This window comes from Paenibacillus sp. FSL H7-0756, from assembly GCF_038006765.1.
In the GTDB taxonomy this organism is placed as follows: Bacteria; Bacillota; Bacilli; order Paenibacillales; family Paenibacillaceae; genus Paenibacillus_AQ.
The window spans coordinates 724,043-741,106 of sequence record NZ_JBBOVT010000001.1; the positions used below are offsets into that span (position 1 = coordinate 724,043).

The 17,064-nt window shown below is 52.6% G+C and carries 12 protein-coding genes and 3 rRNA genes; all 15 read right to left on the bottom strand.

Features of this window, described 5'->3' with window-relative positions:
* Positions 1-69: 69 nt before the first annotated feature.
* The gene (guaB, locus tag NST04_RS03185; protein WP_076084859.1) at positions 70-1,527 is read right to left on the bottom strand and encodes an IMP dehydrogenase; all 1,458 of its coding nucleotides are present in this window, start codon (positions 1,525-1,527) and stop codon (positions 70-72) included.
* 357 nt (positions 1,528-1,884) lie between these two features.
* A 5S ribosomal RNA gene (rrf, locus tag NST04_RS03190) occupies positions 1,885-2,001 on the bottom strand.
* Between the two features lie 145 nt (positions 2,002-2,146).
* A 23S ribosomal RNA gene (locus NST04_RS03195) occupies positions 2,147-5,074 on the bottom strand.
* 293 nt (positions 5,075-5,367) lie between these two features.
* Positions 5,368-6,928 (bottom strand): 16S ribosomal RNA (locus tag NST04_RS03200).
* The 16S, 23S and 5S rRNA genes sit together here, the layout of an rRNA operon.
* A 378-nt stretch (positions 6,929-7,306) precedes the next feature.
* Positions 7,307-8,821 carry a lysine--tRNA ligase gene (lysS, locus tag NST04_RS03205; RefSeq protein ID WP_341183132.1) on the bottom strand — a complete coding sequence of 505 codons (1,515 nt, stop codon included), beginning with the start codon at positions 8,819-8,821 and terminating at the stop codon, positions 7,307-7,309.
* Between the two features lie 152 nt (positions 8,822-8,973).
* Positions 8,974-9,453, bottom strand: coding sequence for a transcription elongation factor GreA (greA, locus tag NST04_RS03210; protein WP_341015412.1), 480 nt, complete (start codon positions 9,451-9,453; stop codon positions 8,974-8,976).
* A gap of 224 nt (positions 9,454-9,677) precedes the next feature.
* Positions 9,678-10,694 (bottom strand): tRNA dihydrouridine synthase DusB, encoded by a 1,017-nt coding sequence (gene dusB / locus NST04_RS03215; RefSeq protein WP_341183133.1) that lies wholly within the window; start codon positions 10,692-10,694, stop codon positions 9,678-9,680.
* Positions 10,695-10,739: 45 nt separating this feature from the next.
* Positions 10,740-10,949 carry a helix-turn-helix transcriptional regulator gene (locus NST04_RS03220; RefSeq protein ID WP_341183134.1) on the bottom strand — a complete coding sequence of 70 codons (210 nt, stop codon included), beginning with the start codon at positions 10,947-10,949 and terminating at the stop codon, positions 10,740-10,742.
* Positions 10,901-11,452, bottom strand: coding sequence for a 2-amino-4-hydroxy-6-hydroxymethyldihydropteridine diphosphokinase (gene folK, locus NST04_RS03225; RefSeq protein ID WP_341183135.1), 552 nt, complete (start codon positions 11,450-11,452; stop codon positions 10,901-10,903). The genes NST04_RS03220 and folK overlap by 49 nt, the downstream gene beginning before the upstream one ends.
* 9 nt (positions 11,453-11,461) lie before the next feature.
* Complete coding sequence (folB, locus tag NST04_RS03230) at positions 11,462-11,824, bottom strand: dihydroneopterin aldolase (RefSeq protein WP_341183136.1); 363 nt, start codon at positions 11,822-11,824, stop codon at positions 11,462-11,464.
* A gap of 33 nt (positions 11,825-11,857) precedes the next feature.
* Positions 11,858-12,715 (bottom strand): dihydropteroate synthase, encoded by an 858-nt coding sequence (folP, locus tag NST04_RS03235; protein ID WP_341185165.1) that lies wholly within the window; start codon positions 12,713-12,715, stop codon positions 11,858-11,860.
* On the bottom strand, positions 12,712-13,590 hold the full coding sequence (locus NST04_RS03240; protein WP_341183137.1) for an aminotransferase class IV: 879 nt from the start codon (positions 13,588-13,590) through the stop codon (positions 12,712-12,714). The genes folP and NST04_RS03240 overlap by 4 nt, the downstream gene beginning before the upstream one ends.
* Complete coding sequence (pabA, locus tag NST04_RS03245) at positions 13,587-14,168, bottom strand: aminodeoxychorismate/anthranilate synthase component II (RefSeq protein WP_076082822.1); 582 nt, start codon at positions 14,166-14,168, stop codon at positions 13,587-13,589. Before pabA ends, NST04_RS03240 begins: the two co-directional genes overlap by 4 nt.
* Positions 14,165-15,787, bottom strand: a complete 1,623-nt coding sequence (locus NST04_RS03250) for an anthranilate synthase component I family protein (RefSeq protein WP_341183138.1) — start codon at positions 15,785-15,787, stop codon at positions 14,165-14,167. Before NST04_RS03250 ends, pabA begins: the two co-directional genes overlap by 4 nt.
* A 273-nt stretch (positions 15,788-16,060) precedes the next feature.
* On the bottom strand, positions 16,061-16,999 hold the full coding sequence (gene cysK, locus NST04_RS03255) for a cysteine synthase A (RefSeq protein WP_339252702.1): 939 nt from the start codon (positions 16,997-16,999) through the stop codon (positions 16,061-16,063).
* Positions 17,000-17,064 lie beyond the last annotated feature (65 nt).

Here is a 17,064-nt window from a genome sequence, read left to right on the forward strand (position 1 = left end):
ACCTGCAAAAAAAGACAGGCAGGACTAAATTAGTCCTGCCTGTCAACAAAATAGGCGAGTCTTCCCGGCTTATAGGGAATAGTTCGGAGCTTCCTTGGTGATCTGTACATCATGAGGATGACTCTCACGCAGGCCTGCTCCAGTGATCCGGATGAACGAGGTATCATTGCGCAGCTCTTCTAATGTCTTCGTTCCGCAATAGCCCATACCGGAGCGCAGTCCGCCAATCAATTGGTGAACCGTGTCAGACAATGGCCCTTTAAAGGCTACACGGCCCTCAATGCCTTCCGGTACAAGCTTCTTATCATCATCCTGGAAGTAACGGTCTTTACTGCCTTGCTTCATGGCGCTCATGCTGCCCATGCCGCGGTATACCTTATACTTACGTCCCTGATAGATTTCCGACTCTCCGGGACTTTCTTCCGTGCCAGCGAACAGGCTTCCCATCATGACTGCAGCAGCACCAGCGGCGATGGCTTTGGTAATCTCACCAGAGTACTTAATTCCTCCGTCTGCAATCACCGGAATGCCGTATTCACGGGCTACTGTCGCACAATCGTAGATCGCGGTAACCTGCGGAACGCCGATTCCGGCAATTACGCGGGTAGTACAGATAGATCCCGGGCCAATACCCACCTTGATTACGGAAGCTCCTGCTTCAATCAATTCGCGGGTAGCTTCACCTGTAGCCACATTACCGGCTACGATCGTCAGATCAGGATAAGTCTCGCGCAGCTTACGCACCGCATCGATAATATTGATGTGATGGCCATGTGCGGAATCCACAGTAATCAGGTCCACACCGGCTTTTACCAATGCTTCTGTCCGCTCCAGCGTATCCTTGGAGATCCCGATTGCTGCTCCAACCAGCAGACGTCCGTGGGCATCCTTGGCACCGTTAGGGAACTGGATGGCTTTCTCTATATCTTTAATAGTAATGAGACCTTTAAGAATATTATGCTCGTCTACCAGCGGCAGCTTCTCAATCTTGTGACGCTGCAGAATGCCCTTCGCCTCTTGAAGAGTGGTACCTACAGCAGCTGTAACGAGATTCTCATGAGTCATCACTTCTTTGATCTGAATATTGAAATCATGGATAAAACGCAGATCGCGGTTCGTCAGAATACCGACAAGCTTGCCCTCTTCATCTACGATAGGCACACCTGAGATACGGTATTTGCCCATCAGGACTTCAGCATCGGATACCCAGTGGTCCGGCGTAAGTGAGAAAGGATTGGTAATAACCCCGCTCTCCGAGCGCTTCACACGGTCTACCTCTTCTGCCTGCTGCTCTACGGACATATTCTTATGAATAATGCCGATCCCGCCCTCACGGGCGATAGCAATCGCCATAGCGGCTTCTGTGACTGTGTCCATACCTGCACTCATCAAAGGGATATTCAGCTTCACATTCTTGCTGAGTACAGTGGTTAGATCCACTTCCTTAGGTAATACCTCGGATTTACGCGGAACCAGCAGCACATCATCAAAAGTGAATCCCTCTTTACCAAACTTATCTTCCCACACCTGGGTCATTCCTCCTCTAAATTCTTTTCTCTACCCGCCCGCCAACTTATGAATAAAGAAACTCCTGCGTCAAGTCCATACCCGATAGACAGCGGTAGTGGCCTGGGAGTTATACATAATTGTGTCTTCTGTTAAGGTTTGAGAGGCTTGTCCAAAAATATATTAGAGCTATCTTAGCAAAGGGTATTTGGCCTGTCAAGAATATTACACCGCTCTGTGAAGGGATTAGGCTATCCGCCCTCCAGTAAGCGAATTCTTGGACTAAAGTCCGTGTCCAGTGGACAATTGAGCGAATTTCGGCGGCATCACCGAAAATACAAAAAGACCACTGTTGAGATTTCAACAGTGGTCTTACGTGCTTGGCAACGTCCTACTCTCCCAGGACCCTTCGGTCCAAGTACCATCGGCGCTGGAGGGCTTAACGGTCGTGTTCGGGATGGGTACGTGTGGAACCCCTCCGCTATCGCCACCAAACGGGCATTTACAGCGTAAATGCTTCAGGAATTTGATTCCTGAAAACTGAATCCGAAACGAATTTGTGTTTGCCCTTCTTACGGGGCCCCCGGAAAGTACTCGGAATCCGCTTCGTCAGCGTCATCTTCACTTTTTGGGGTAGCTTTTGGATAAGCCCTCGACCGATTAGTATTGGTCAGCTCCATGCATTGCTGCACTTCCACCTCCAACCTATCTACCTCGTCGTCTTCAAGGGGTCTTACTAATTGGGAAATCTCATCTTGAGGGGGGCTTCACGCTTAGATGCTTTCAGCGCTTATCCCGTCCGTACGTAGCTACTCAGCCATGCTCCTGGCGGAACAACTGATGCACCAGCGGTACGTCCATCCCGGTCCTCTCGTACTAAGGACAGCTCCTCTCAAATTTCCTGCGCCCACGACAGATAGGGACCGAACTGTCTCACGACGTTCTGAACCCAGCTCGCGTACCGCTTTAATGGGCGAACAGCCCAACCCTTGGGACCTACTTCAGCCCCAGGATGCGATGAGCCGACATCGAGGTGCCAAACCTCCCCGTCGATGTGGACTCTTGGGGGAGATAAGCCTGTTATCCCCAGGGTAGCTTTTATCCGTTGAGCGATGGCCCTTCCATGCGGTACCACCGGATCACTAAGTCCGACTTTCGTCCCTGCTCGACTTGTAGGTCTCGCAGTCAAGCTCCCTTATGCCTTTGCACTCTGCGAATGATTTCCAACCATTCTGAGGGAACCTTTGAACGCCTCCGTTACTCTTTAGGAGGCGACCGCCCCAGTCAAACTGCCCGCCTGACACGGTCCCCGTACCCGATAAGGGCACTAGGTTAGAACCTAGATACGATCAGGGTGGTATCCCAACGGCGCCTCCGCAGAAGCTTGCGCTCCTGCCTCCACGGCTCCCACCTATCCTGTACAGATCGTACCCAAATTCAATATCAAGCTGCAGTAAAGCTCCATGGGGTCTTTCCGTCTTGTCGCGGGTAACCTGCATCTTCACAGGTATTAAAATTTCACCGGATCTCTCGTTGAGACAGCGCCCAAGTCGTTACGCCATTCGTGCGGGTCAGAATTTACCTGACAAGGAATTTCGCTACCTTAGGACCGTTATAGTTACGGCCGCCGTTTACTGGGGCTTCGGTTCACAGCTTCGGACTAAGTCCTAACCGCTCCCCTTAACCTTCCAGCACCGGGCAGGCGTCAGCCCGTATACTTCGCCTTACGGCTTCGCACAGACCTGTGTTTTTGCTAAACAGTCGCTTGGGCCTTTTCACTGCGGCCCCCTCGGGCTATTCACCCTACCGAGGCACCCCTTCTCCCGAAGTTACGGGGTCATTTTGCCGAGTTCCTTAACGAGAGTTCTTCCGCGCGCCTTAGAATTCTCTTCTCGCCTACCTGTGTCGGTTTGCGGTACGGGCACCTTCTCCTGACTAGAGGCTTTTCTTGGCAGTGTGAGATCATGACCTTCGCTACTGTAATTTTCGCTCCCCATCACAGCCCAGCCTTACGGTGTGCGGATTTGCCTACACACCAGCCTCACTGCTTAGACGGACATCCATCAGTCCGCGTCACTACCCTCCTGCGTCACCCCATCGCTCATAGCGGATTACGGTGGTACAGTAATTTCAAACTGTTGTCCTTCGACTACGCCTTTCGGCCTCGCCTTAGGTCCCGACTTACCCTGAGCGGACGAGCCTTCCTCAGGAAACCTTGGGCTTTCGGCGGATCAGATTCTCACTGATCTTTTCGTTACTCATACCGGCATTCTCACTTGTATACTCTCCAGCGCTCCTTACGGTACACCTTCAACGTATATACAACGCTCCCCTACCCCAGATACAAAGTATCTAGCCATAGCTTCGGTGGTGTGTTTAGCCCCGTTACATTTTCGGCGCAGAGTCACTCGACCAGTGAGCTATTACGCACTCTTTCAATGGTGGCTGCTTCTAAGCCAACATCCTGGTTGTCTGTGCAACTCCACATCCTTTCCCACTTAACACACACTTGGGGACCTTAGCTGATGGTCTGGGCTGTTTCCCTTTTGACAATGGATCTTAGCACTCACTGTCTGACTCCCGGCAAGAAGTAAATGGCATTCGGAGTTTGACTGAGCTTGGTAACCCTTGCGGGCCCCGCACCCAATCAGTGCTCTACCTCCACCACTCCATTCACCGAGGCTAGCCCTAAAGCTATTTCGGGGAGAACCAGCTATCTCCGAGTTCGATTGGAATTTCTCCGCTACCCCCACCTCATCCCCGCATTTTTCAACATGCGTGGGTTCGGGCCTCCAGTGCGTGTTACCGCACCTTCACCCTGGACAGGGGTAGATCACACGGTTTCGGGTCTACGTCCACATACTTAAGTCGCCCTATTCAGACTCGCTTTCGCTGCGGCTCCGGCTTCTCACCTTAACCTTGCATGTTAAACGTAACTCGCCGGTTCATTCTACAAAAGGCACGCCATCACCCATAAAAAGGGCTCTGACTTTTTGTAAGCACACGGTTTCAGGTTCTATTTCACTCCCCTTCCGGGGTGCTTTTCACCTTTCCCTCACGGTACTGTTTCACTATCGGTCGCCAGGTAGTATTTAGCCTTAGCAGATGGTCCTGCTGGATTCATACGGGGTTTCACGTGCCCCGCACTACTCGGGATCCGTCTCGGAGAGAATACCATTTCGGCTACAGGGCTTTTACCTCTATCGCGGGCCTTTCCAGACCTCTTCGCCTACCATATTCCTTTGTAACTCCATGTGAGACGTCCCACAACCCCAAGAGGCAAGCCTCTTGGTTTAGGCTGTTCCGCGTTCGCTCGCCGCTACTGACGGAATCACTATTGTTTTCTCTTCCTCAGGGTACTTAGATGTTTCAGTTCCCCTGGTCTGCCTCTGCGTATCCTATGTATTCAGATACGAGTAACTGCGAATTACCACAGCTGGGTTTCCCCATTCGGACACCCCCGGATCAAAGCTTGCTTACAGCTCCCCGAGGCAGTTTCGTTGTTCGCCACGTCCTTCGTCGGCTCCTGGCGCCTAGGCATCCTCCGTGTGCTCTTAGTAGCTTAACCTCGATTTTTCCGTCAGGAAACTATCGGACAATGAATTTCTTCAACGTCTGTATTTCCATCAAGATCATCGTAGCATCGCCATTAATTCAAAACTTGTTTACACAAGTTCAGCTTAAAGGAATGTTCTAAAACGCAAATTCGTTTCGGTATCCAGTTTTCAAGGATCAAAGGTAAAGATGAGAGCTTAAACTCTCAAAACTGACCAACGAGTGAGTAACAGGCCTAAACCTGATTGGTTTGGAAGTTAAACTTCCGATTTGAATGTCTTCATTGCAGAAGACGATTCTCCATAGAAAGGAGGTGATCCAGCCGCACCTTCCGATACGGCTACCTTGTTACGACTTCACCCCAATCATCTACCCCACCTTCGGCGGCTGGCTCCCTTGCGGGTTACCCCACCGACTTCGGGTGTTGTAAACTCTCGTGGTGTGACGGGCGGTGTGTACAAGACCCGGGAACGTATTCACCGCGGCATGCTGATCCGCGATTACTAGCAATTCCGACTTCATGCAGGCGAGTTGCAGCCTGCAATCCGAACTGAGACCGGCTTTGCTGGGATTGGCTCCACCTCGCGGCTTCGCTTCCCGTTGTACCGGCCATTGTAGTACGTGTGTAGCCCAGGTCATAAGGGGCATGATGATTTGACGTCATCCCCACCTTCCTCCGGTTTGTCACCGGCAGTCACTCTAGAGTGCCCAGCCTTACCTGCTGGCAACTAAAGTCAAGGGTTGCGCTCGTTGCGGGACTTAACCCAACATCTCACGACACGAGCTGACGACAACCATGCACCACCTGTCTCAACTTTCCCCGAAGGGCACCTGATGCATCTCTGCTTCGTTAGTTGGATGTCAAGACCTGGTAAGGTTCTTCGCGTTGCTTCGAATTAAACCACATACTCCACTGCTTGTGCGGGTCCCCGTCAATTCCTTTGAGTTTCAGTCTTGCGACCGTACTCCCCAGGCGGAGTGCTTACTGTGTTAACTTCGGCACCAAGGGTATCGAAACCCCTAACACCTAGCACTCATCGTTTACGGCGTGGACTACCAGGGTATCTAATCCTGTTTGCTCCCCACGCTTTCGCGCCTCAGCGTCAGTTACAGCCCAGAAAGTCGCCTTCGCCACTGGTGTTCCTCCACATATCTACGCATTTCACCGCTACACGTGGAATTCCACTTTCCTCTTCTGTACTCAAGTCACCCAGTTTCCAGTGCGACCTCAGGTTGAGCCCAAGGTTTAAACACCAGACTTAAATAACCGCCTGCGCGCGCTTTACGCCCAATAATTCCGGACAACGCTTGCCCCCTACGTATTACCGCGGCTGCTGGCACGTAGTTAGCCGGGGCTTTCTTCTCAGGTACCGTCACTCCGGTAGCAGTTACTCTACCGGACGTTCTTCCCTGGCAACAGAGCTTTACGATCCGAAAACCTTCATCACTCACGCGGCGTTGCTCCGTCAGGCTTGCGCCCATTGCGGAAGATTCCCTACTGCTGCCTCCCGTAGGAGTCTGGGCCGTGTCTCAGTCCCAGTGTGGCCGTTCACCCTCTCAGGTCGGCTACGCATCGTCGCCTTGGTGGGCCGTTACCCCACCAACTAGCTAATGCGCCGCAGGCCCATCCCCAAGCAGCAGATTGCTCCGCCTTTCATTCTCTCCTCAGGAGAAGAAAGAAATTATCCGGTATTAGCTACCGTTTCCGGTAGTTATCCCAGGCTTGAGGGCAGGTTGCCTACGTGTTACTCACCCGTCCGCCGCTAAGTTTGAAAGGAAGCAAGCTTCCTCTCAAACTCCGCTCGACTTGCATGTATTAGGCACGCCGCCAGCGTTCGTCCTGAGCCAGGATCAAACTCTCCAAATTGGTATTTAGAAAGAGCGATTGCTCATTTTGAAACATCTGACGAGAATTTACATTCTCATTTTTGGATCTCACCGAAGTGATTTCCAGATACTCACTCGTTGTTCAGTTTTCAAAGATCAAGCTCGTTGTTAGTGCCGCTCACCGCGTCACCAGCAACTCTTATAATATATCACATCCGACCGATCAATGCAAGCTCTTTTTTAAGTTCTTTTCGAGCTCGGCGTTGATGTTTCGCGGCCAGAAATAGAATATATCACGGATAGAGATTCATTGCAAGCATTATTTCTAAATCATTTGACCAGAGCATTTAATCCCCCGATGCCAAGAGAACTGCCTGAGCAGCTCTCTTAGTTATCCGGGTCGGACTAAGAGAAACCCTTAGTCTTTATTACGCATATGCGGGAACAGCAGTACATCACGGATAGACGCTGAATTGGTCAGCAGCATGATCAGACGGTCTACACCGATTCCAAGGCCCCCTGTTGGCGGCATGCCGTACTCCAGAGCACGGATGAAATCATCATCCATCTCATGGGCTTCATCATTGCCCTGCTCTTTCTCGTGAATCTGTGCTTCGAAGCGCTGGCGCTGGTCAATCGGATCATTAAGCTCGCTGAACGCATTGGCATGCTCGCGGGCTACAATGAACAGCTCGAACCGGTCGGTGAAGCGCGGGTCCTCTTCATTCTTTTTAGCAAGCGGTGAGATCTCTACAGGATGTCCCATTACGAAGGTTGGCTGAATCAGCGTCTCTTCCACAAACTGCTCGAAGAACGCATTGAGGATATGTCCAAAGGTCATATGCTTCTCCACCGGAACCCGGTGTTCCTTAGCCAGAGCCTGTGCTTCTTCATCCGTCATCTGAACACCGAAGTCCACCCCGGTTACTTCCTTAACGGCATCCACCATAGTCACGCGGCGCCAGCCTGGAGACAGATCCACTTCCTGTCCCTGATAATTAATTACCTGGGAGCCAAGTACCTCCTGGGCAATATGAGCGATCAGGCTCTCTGTCAGATGCATAATGTCCTTGTAATCCGCATACGCTTCATACAGCTCGATCATTGTGAATTCCGGATTATGGCGTGTTGAAATACCTTCATTACGGTATACACGGCCAATCTCATAGACTTTCTCCAGACCGCCGACGATTAGACGCTTCAGGTGCAGTTCAATGGCAATCCGCATATACAGCTGCATATCCAGCGTATTGTGGTGGGTAATGAATGGTCGGGCCGCTGCTCCGCCTGCGATGGCATGCAGGGTTGGCGTCTCCACCTCTAAGTAGCCCAGTGAGTCCAGATAACGGCGCATCGACTGGATAATCCGTGAACGCATGATGAAGGTCTGCTGTACCTCAGGGTTAATGATCAGATCCACATAACGCTGACGGTAGCGGAGTTCTACATCCTTCAGACCATGATACTTCTCAGGCAGCGGAAGCAGGGACTTGGACAGCACCTCAAGGTTATCCACTTTAATAGAGGTTTCGCCGGTCTTTGTCTTGAACAGGGTTCCCCGGATACCGACGATATCGCCCAGATCAAGAATAGTAAAGGCTGCGTATTGTGACTCAGGGATACTGTCCTGGCGCACATAGATCTGGATTTTGCCGCTAAGGTCCTGGATATGAGAAAAGCTTGCCTTGCCCATGACCCGTTTCGCCATAATTCGCCCGGCCACACTGACCTCCAGCGCCAGCTCGTCCAGCTCTTCCTTGGTTTGCCCGTCGTATTTGGCCAGAAGATCGCCAGCAGCAGCGGTACGCTCATATTTCTTGCCGAACGGATCGATCCCGAGTGCGCGGAGCTCGTCCAGCTTGCCCCGGCGGATCTGCAGCAATTCACTTAATTCATTCTCTGTAGCTTCGACGTTGTTGATTTCTTCCGTCATGTTCTTCATCCTCTCTTACTCACTATACAAAAGAAGAAACGGCTCCGCCCCGATCTTGAGGACAGTCCGTTCCGGTACAAAATATAAGCTGTATGTGTTCACCCATATTTATCTTTTGAAAAAAGCTTCCCTAAGGAAGCTTCGGAACCTTCTTACTTCATTTTGATATCAAGAATTTTATATTGAATGACGCCTGCAGGGACACTAACATCTACAATCGTACCAATCTTCTTGCCGATGATCGCTCTGCCTACAGGGCTCTCATTGGAAATTTTGTTGTTCAGCGGATCGGATTCGGCAGTACCCACGATGGTGTACTCCATAATGTCGCCATACTCCATATCCTCAACGTTCACCGTTACCCCGATGCTTACCACATCTGTCACGATCTCATCGCTATTAATGATACGGGCATTGCGGAGCATCTTCTCCAAAGTAAGAACCCGTCCTTCAATAAAAGCCTGTTCATTCTTCGCGTCTTCATACTCCGAGTTCTCACTGATATCACCGTAGCCGATGGCCACTTTGATACGTTCCGCTACCTCGCGGCGTTTCACGGATTTGAGGGTCTCCAGTTCTTCTTCCAGACGCTTAAGTCCGTCCGGTGTAAGGATGACTTCTTTATCGCTCATCTCAACCGATTCTCCTGTCGTATACATTTATTGAAAACACCATACTATATGCGAATCCGGAGGGATCAGAACCCTCCTTCACCATTGCTCCTGCTGTAACGGCGATTTTATACTGTGAAATTATATTGGAACCGCTACAAAATGTCAATGACGCCCCATATAATGTTTAGCGATACTCAATAAAGCGCACAGGAACGGGGCTTAGTCCCAGGATTATGTGAGGCTCATACGGCGAAAAGCGCGCTATCCGCGTTATTCTGCTCCTCATCCTGCTTAAGCTGACCGACAAAATCATTCAAAATCCGCACCATCTCATCACGTTTCGTTTCTTCCATAATAACGTCCTTCACGCGGGCCGCCGCCTTAAAGCCCTTCAAATACCAGGCCAGGTGCTTGCGCATCTCGCGGACAGCTACCGCTTCACCCTTAAGAGCAATCAGGCGGTCCATATGAAGAATTGCCACCTTAATCTTCTCTTCTGCGCCAGGCTCCGGCATCAGCACACCGCTATCCAAATATTGAATCGTCCGGTACAGCATCCACGGGTTTCCCAGTGCGCCACGCCCGATCATTACACCGTCACAGCCGGTCTGGTCCAGCATTGCCCGCGCATCCTCCGGCGTATTCACATCGCCATTGCCAATCACCGGAATGGATACTGCCTCTTTAGCCATACGGATATAATTCCAGTCGGCGCGTCCTGTATAGAGCTGCTCGCGGGTCCGCCCATGTACGCTGACGGCCGCTCCGCCGGCCCGTTCCACCGCACGCGCATTCTCTTCAACGAAGATATGCTCGTTGTCCCAGCCGATCCGCATCTTCACGGTGACCGGTTTGTCCACGGCCTCGACTACTGCGGATACCATCTCATAGATTTTGTCCGGATTCAGCAGCCAGCGTGCTCCGGCATCGCATTTGGTCACCTTCGGCACCGGGCAGCCCATATTAATGTCGATGATATCGGCATTGGTTTCTTTGTCGACAATTCTCGCGGCATCCACCAGCGATTCCCGGTCCCCGCCAAAAATCTGCAGACTCAGCGGTTTCTCACGTTCATCGACAAACAGCATCTCACGCGTGCGCTGGTTGCCATGTACGATCGCCTTGCCGCTGACCATCTCCGCACAGACCAGGCCAGTCCCGAATTCCTTGGCAATCAGACGAAATGCCGGGTTACATACGCCAGCCATAGGCGCCAGCACGACCTGATTCTTCAATTCAATATCACCAATCTTCAGCATGGCCCCATCACTTCCCTACCTCAATTTGTAACGTTCAGCCCGGTCTTATGGTGCCGGATGGGCCAATTCCTCTACTGTCACTTCCAGAAAGTCCGCAATTTTATTTAAAATTTGATCTTCCAAACGTCTGTTGCCCCGCTCCACTGCACCAAGCACAGCAAGTGATATTCCGACAGAATCCGCCAGTTCCTGCTGAGTATAGCCCTTCAGCTTCCGGAATGCTCTGACCCGTCTTCCCATACGTTTGTTGTCCACAGGCGAATTCCTGCCTTTCCGTCTATGTCTTGCAGCGCTGTTGTAATTAGTCTGCGGAATCCGGAAGTCTCTTCGTTCGGCGAAAGAATATCGCTTAGCGGCAGAAGGACAAACGCCCGCTCCAGCATCCTCGGATGAGGCAGCGTCAGATCCGGCGTGTCCAGGGTCAGCCCTTCTACCCACAACAAATCCAAATCTACCGTTCTCGGTCCATACCGCACATCCCGGACCCGGCCGAGCTGGTTCTCCGTGTCCAGCATCACATGAAGCAGATCCTCCGGTGCCAGTGTGGTGCGCAGAACAGCCGCCATGTTAAGAAACTGAGGCTGATCCAGATAGCCGACAGGCTCCGTCTCGTAGACCCGGGAAGTGCGCACAACTTCAATCTTGTCGTGATGCTCCAGCCGGTGCAGGGCTTCTCTCAACGTGCCTTGACGGTCACCCAGGTTAGCCCCTAAAGCAATATAAGCCTCTGATGCCTCAGAGGTGGAAGGTATGTTCATCAGTCTGTCTCACTTTCTCGTCCGGCGCAATTCTACAGTGACTCCCTGAAAATGAATATCAAAGGGAGGATGCGGCTTGGTCACCTGGACCGTTACTGCATTGATAACAGTATAAGTGTCCAGTAACCCGGATGCAATACGTTCCGCCAAAGCTTCAATCAGCTTAAAGGACTGGGTTTCGACAATTTTTTTGACTTCAACATGAACTTCAGCATAATTCACGGTCTGCTCCAGATCATCGCTGAGCCCTGCTCCCTGCAAATCAAGCTCCAGCTCAAGGTCGATATAATAACGCTGGCCGAGCTTCCGTTCCTCTTCAAACACTCCGTGGTAACCGTAATACTCCATGCGGTGCAGCTTCATTTTATCCATTAAGGGTACCTGCCTTCTCTTGAAGAATATTATCTATACGCTGAGCTCAGGTGACCCTGCATATAACATGGCGTCACACATCTTTACGGTACGCTTCATCGCCGCAATATCGTGAACCCGCACAAGCTGACAGCCCTGGGCAATCCCGAAGGCGACAGTAGCCGCAGTCCCCTCCAGGACATCATCTGCGGGCAGACCGAGGGCGGTGCGGATGAATTTTTTGCGCGAAGTGGCCAGCAGCACCGGATATCCCAGCTTCGTCAGTGCGTCTAGTCCCGTCATGACCTGAAGATTCTCTGTATAGTCCTTGGCGAAGCCGATTCCCGGGTCCAAAATAATATTCTCCGGCTTCACTCCGGCTGCCAGCGCTAGTTCAATACTCTCGCTCAGGTCATCCGTCATATCGCTGATCAAGTTCTTATAATGACGGTCATGGCGGTTATGCATTAGAATGATTGGACAGTCTGCCTGCGCAGCAACCGCCGCCATCTGCGGATCGGCCTTGGCTCCCCATACATCATTGATGATATGCGCACCGGCCTGAATTGCCTGGCGGGCGACGTCCGCCTTGTAGGTATCAATAGATAGTGGGAGATGCGGGGCGGCATGATGGATACGCTCAATGACAGGAAGTACACGGGCCAATTCCTCTTCAGCACTCACCGGCTGGTGACCCGGACGCGTCGATTCTCCACCTATATCGATAATATCGGCACCCTCTGCCGCCATTTGCAGCGCATGCTCTACCGCTCTATCAAGCTCTGTCCACAACCCCCCATCCGAAAAGGAGTCCGGCGTCACATTGAGTATCCCCATAATCAGCGTACGCTTGCCCAATTTCAGCTCGCTGCTTCCGCAGCGGTAAGTCCGCTCATAGATGATCGGCTTCATATCAGCATATCCGTCCTTTCTCTGTACAGCCTCATAAGTCCAGCCGTCTGCTCTCCGCAGCGCCCGCTGCCTATGGTTACCCGCCGGTCTCCATTCCATAATGTACTTACCGGTACAATCTCCTGCACCGAATTGGTGAGGAAGATTTCATCGGCAGCCGCAAGCTGCTCCCAGCGGTACAAGCCCTGTTCCGGCTGAAGGCTGGCCGCTGCCAGCTCAAGCACCATTTCCCGGGTAATTCCCGGTAGAATCCCGGTGGCTACATCGGGGGTATAGAGCCTTTTATTGGAGATGAAAAAAATATTGCTCACAATGCCTTCGGCGAGCTCTCCCTGTGCGGTCAGCATCAATCCCTCGGCCCCCCGCTCTGCGGACGGATATCCGGCCAATTCACGTTTTGCCAGAATGTTGTTCATATAGTGCAGCGATTTGAGTCTTACCGGTCCCTCCGGGGTATTACGCCGGTGGTTCAAAAGCTGAAGTTCTTTGCCTTCCGTGTATAAGCCGGTTGGTGTGACCGGCAAAGCTTTGATATAGAGCAGATGATTAGGCTGCTTATAGGCTGCAGATGGCAGACCCAGAATATCCTCACCGGCTGTAACGGTGTAGCGGATATACGCGTCACTAAGCTCATTCTTGTCCATTACAAGCCGAATCCATTCCCGCAGCTCCTGTACATCCGGCTCGAAAGGAATGCCCAGCTGACGGCAGCCCGCTGTCATTCTGCCCAGATGGCGCTCCAGCAGGAAAGGCTGTCCCCCATAGGTGCGGAAGGTCTCGAACAGGCCCATGCCGTACAAAAAGCCGTGATCCAGAGCGGAGACCACGGCGTCTTTGGCGTCGACTGCTTTGTTGTTAAATCCTATATATTTCATGCCGGTTCTCCGGCTCTCCGTTTCAGGAAATTGCGCAGCATGGTATGCCCGTGATTCGTAATGATCGACTCGGGATGGAACTGTACCCCTTCAATCGGGTATTCCTTATGCCGCAAGGCCATGATCTCGCCCTCGGCGGTCTCGGCGGTAATCTCCAGACAATCCGGCAGACTCTCACGCTCCACGATCAGTGAATGATAACGTGTCGCTGTGAAAGGAGATTCCAGCCCTTCAAATACGGAGGTACCGTTATGATGGATGGGCGAGGTTTTGCCATGCATAAGGCGTTCTGCACGGATGACATTACCGCCAAAAGCCTGTCCGATCGCCTGGTGTCCGAGACATACGCCGAATATGGGGATGATGCCCTTGAAATGCTGCAGCAGCGCGAGGCTGATGCCTGCCTCATTCGGTGTGCAGGGTCCCGGGGAGATCAGAATATGATCCGGGGCTAATGCTTCAATTTCCTCAATGCTGATCTCATCGTTGCGCGCTACCTTAACCTCTTCCCCCAGCTCACCCAGATACTGCACCAGGTTATACGTAAAGGAATCATAATTATCGATGACCAAGATCATATTGCGCTTCCTCCTTCGGCGCCGAGGGCAGCCCGCTCTTCCTGCTCGCGTTCACTGCAGAGAATGGCTTTTACTACCGCTTTGGCTTTGTTGTGGCATTCCCGGTACTCACGGTAAGGATCTGAATCAATTACAATTCCAGCACCTGTCTGAATGTAGCCGATTCCGTCCTTCACTGCGAGCGTGCGTATGATTATATTTAATTCCATATTGCCGTTATAGTCAATCCAGCCCATAGATCCAGTATATGGCCCCCGGCGGACCGGCTCCAGCTCTTCGATAATCTCCATGGTGCGCACCTTGGGCGCGCCCGTGATGGTGCCGCCGGGGAACAAGGCGGCAATGACATCGTACGCATCCCTGCCGGGTGCGACGATTCCCTCGACCTGCGAGACGAGATGCATCACATGCGAGTATCGCTCCACGGTCAGCAGCTCCGGCACGCTGACCGTTCCGTAGGCAGCGACACGGCCGATGTCGCTGCGCTCCAGATCGACAAGCATAATATGCTCGGCGATCTCCTTCTCGCTCCCGCGCAGCTCCGCCTCCATGGCGGCGTCCTCCGCGGGAGTATGGCCCCGCCGCCGGGTGCCGGCAATGGGGCGGGCGCTGACCTTGTCCCCGTGCAGCTTGACGAGCAGCTCCGGCGATGCGCTGGAGAGCGCGAAGCCGGGCGTGCGGAGCAGCCCCATGTACGGGGACGGGTTGAGTCTACGGAGCCATTCGTAGACATCCTCGGGTGTGGATTTGAGCTGTGCCTGCTGGCGCAGCGAGAGGTTCACCTGGAAGACATCTCCGGCGCGGATGTATTCCTGGACCTTCAGCACAGCCTGCTGGAAGAGCCCGGCAGAGAAATCCGAGCTCATGCCGGGCCATTCGCCGGTGATCTCGGCCTCGCTCTCCACCCTGCGGGTAAGCCCGGCGAACCTTGCAGCGGCGGCTTCTTCCGGCTCCGCCAGTGCGTAGAGAAGGCTCCACTGCTCCAGCATGCGCTCCGCACGGTGCACAGCAGCCTCATACAGACTCCTTAGCCCGTCCAGGTTACCGGATACAGTATCCGGGACAGGAACATGAACTGCACAATAGAGCTGCTGCTCCTGCTCATCGTAGATCCACACTTCTTCCAGTCTCATGAACAGATAATCCGGAAATTCAGGGTTGTTCCTGGCAAGCGACGGCAGCTTCTCCAGGGAACGGGCCACATCATAGCCAAGAAATCCGATACAGCCTCCGGTGAATGGCGGCAGACCGTCAAGCGGCAGGCGGGGAGACGTATATTCCCTCATCCATTCCTGCAGCACTTGCAGCGGTTGGCCTTTCGTTACGGCAGATTCTATTTGCCCTGAAGCCTTGGCTCCGGGAGTATAGCTCTGTGCAACAGCTCCCCGGCCTTCAATGATGGAGACAGGGCTCAGACCCAGATAGGTGTAGCGCCCGCCCTTGCCGCTCTCCAGGACAACCGAATAGGGGGAAGCCTGTTCCCAGGCCTGCTTCCAGCTGCGGGGCAAGCCCTGATTGTCCTGCCGTTTCCTCAGGATCAGGGGCAAGGTGCTCCAGGCTTCATCTGCCTCTGCCCACTGCTCCCAGTCCTGCCAAGCCGTTAAGATCTCCACAACCATTCTCCCGCCTCATCGATAGTTTATTGCCTGTCAGTATACTGTACATAGGGTTACTTTGAAAAGCCCAAACGCCGCATGAAATATATACATTCTTATATTTTCAAGTGGAAACGGCTTTACCGTCCTTTAAAAGGACGGTACCGTTTCAGCGAGAAATAGAAGGATAATTATTCGTGTGCAACATATAAATTCTTATATTTCACAAAAAGAACCTGCGGTATCCCTGTGGAAGCGGATAGGGCAGGCTCTTCTAACGAGCGGAATTCTCAGCAATTATACTTCAAAGTTATAGAGCGGAGTGCTCAGGTAACGTTCGCCGTTGCTTGGGATGATGACAACAATCTTCTTGCCTGCGCCCAGTTCCTTCGCTACCTTCAGTGCAGCAAATACAGCCGCACCGGAGGAAATACCGGACAGCACGCCTTCTTCCTTGGCTACGCGGCGGGCAGTTTCGAACGCTTCATCATTCTCAACATGAATAATCTCATCATAGATATCCTGGTTCAGAATTTCTGGCACGAAGTTAGCGCCGATCCCCTGAATCTTGTGCGGGCCCGGTTTGCCTCCAGCCAGAATCGGTGAAGCAGCAGGTTCTACCGCATAGATCTTCACACCCGGATATTGATTCTTCAGCACTTCACCGGCACCGCTGATCGTTCCGCCTGTGCCAACACCGGCAATGAATGCATCCAGCGGGCCGCCTACGGATTCAATCGCTTCAACGATCTCAGGTCCAGTGGTCTCGCGGTGGATCTTCACGTTAGCCTTGTTCTTGAACTGCTCTGCAAGGAAATAGTCCGGATTCTCGCTCAGAATCTGCTCAGCCTTCTTAACCGCACCGTTCATTCCTTCCGATCCCGGAGTCAATACCAGCTCAGCGCCGTAGGCGCGCAGCAGGTTGCGGCGCTCAAGGCTCATCGTTTCCGGCATAACAATAATGGCCTTGTAGCCTTTGGCAGCTGCCACAAGCGCCAGGCCGATCCCTGTATTTCCGCTGGTCGCTTCTACAATCGTACCACCCGGCTTCAGCAGGCCCTCTTTCTCAGCCTCTTCTACAATGCTGATGGCAATACGGTCTTTCACACTGGAGCCTGGATTCTGGTATTCCAGCTTCAGGAAGATCTCTGCCGAACCTTCCGGAACAATCCGGTTCAGGCGGACGAGCGGTGTGCCACCGATTAAATCTGTTACACTGTTGACGACTTTAGCCATGAGTAAAAACCTCCTTGGAATGATAAATGAATTAGGGTGCGGAACTTATGACAGATGCTATCAGC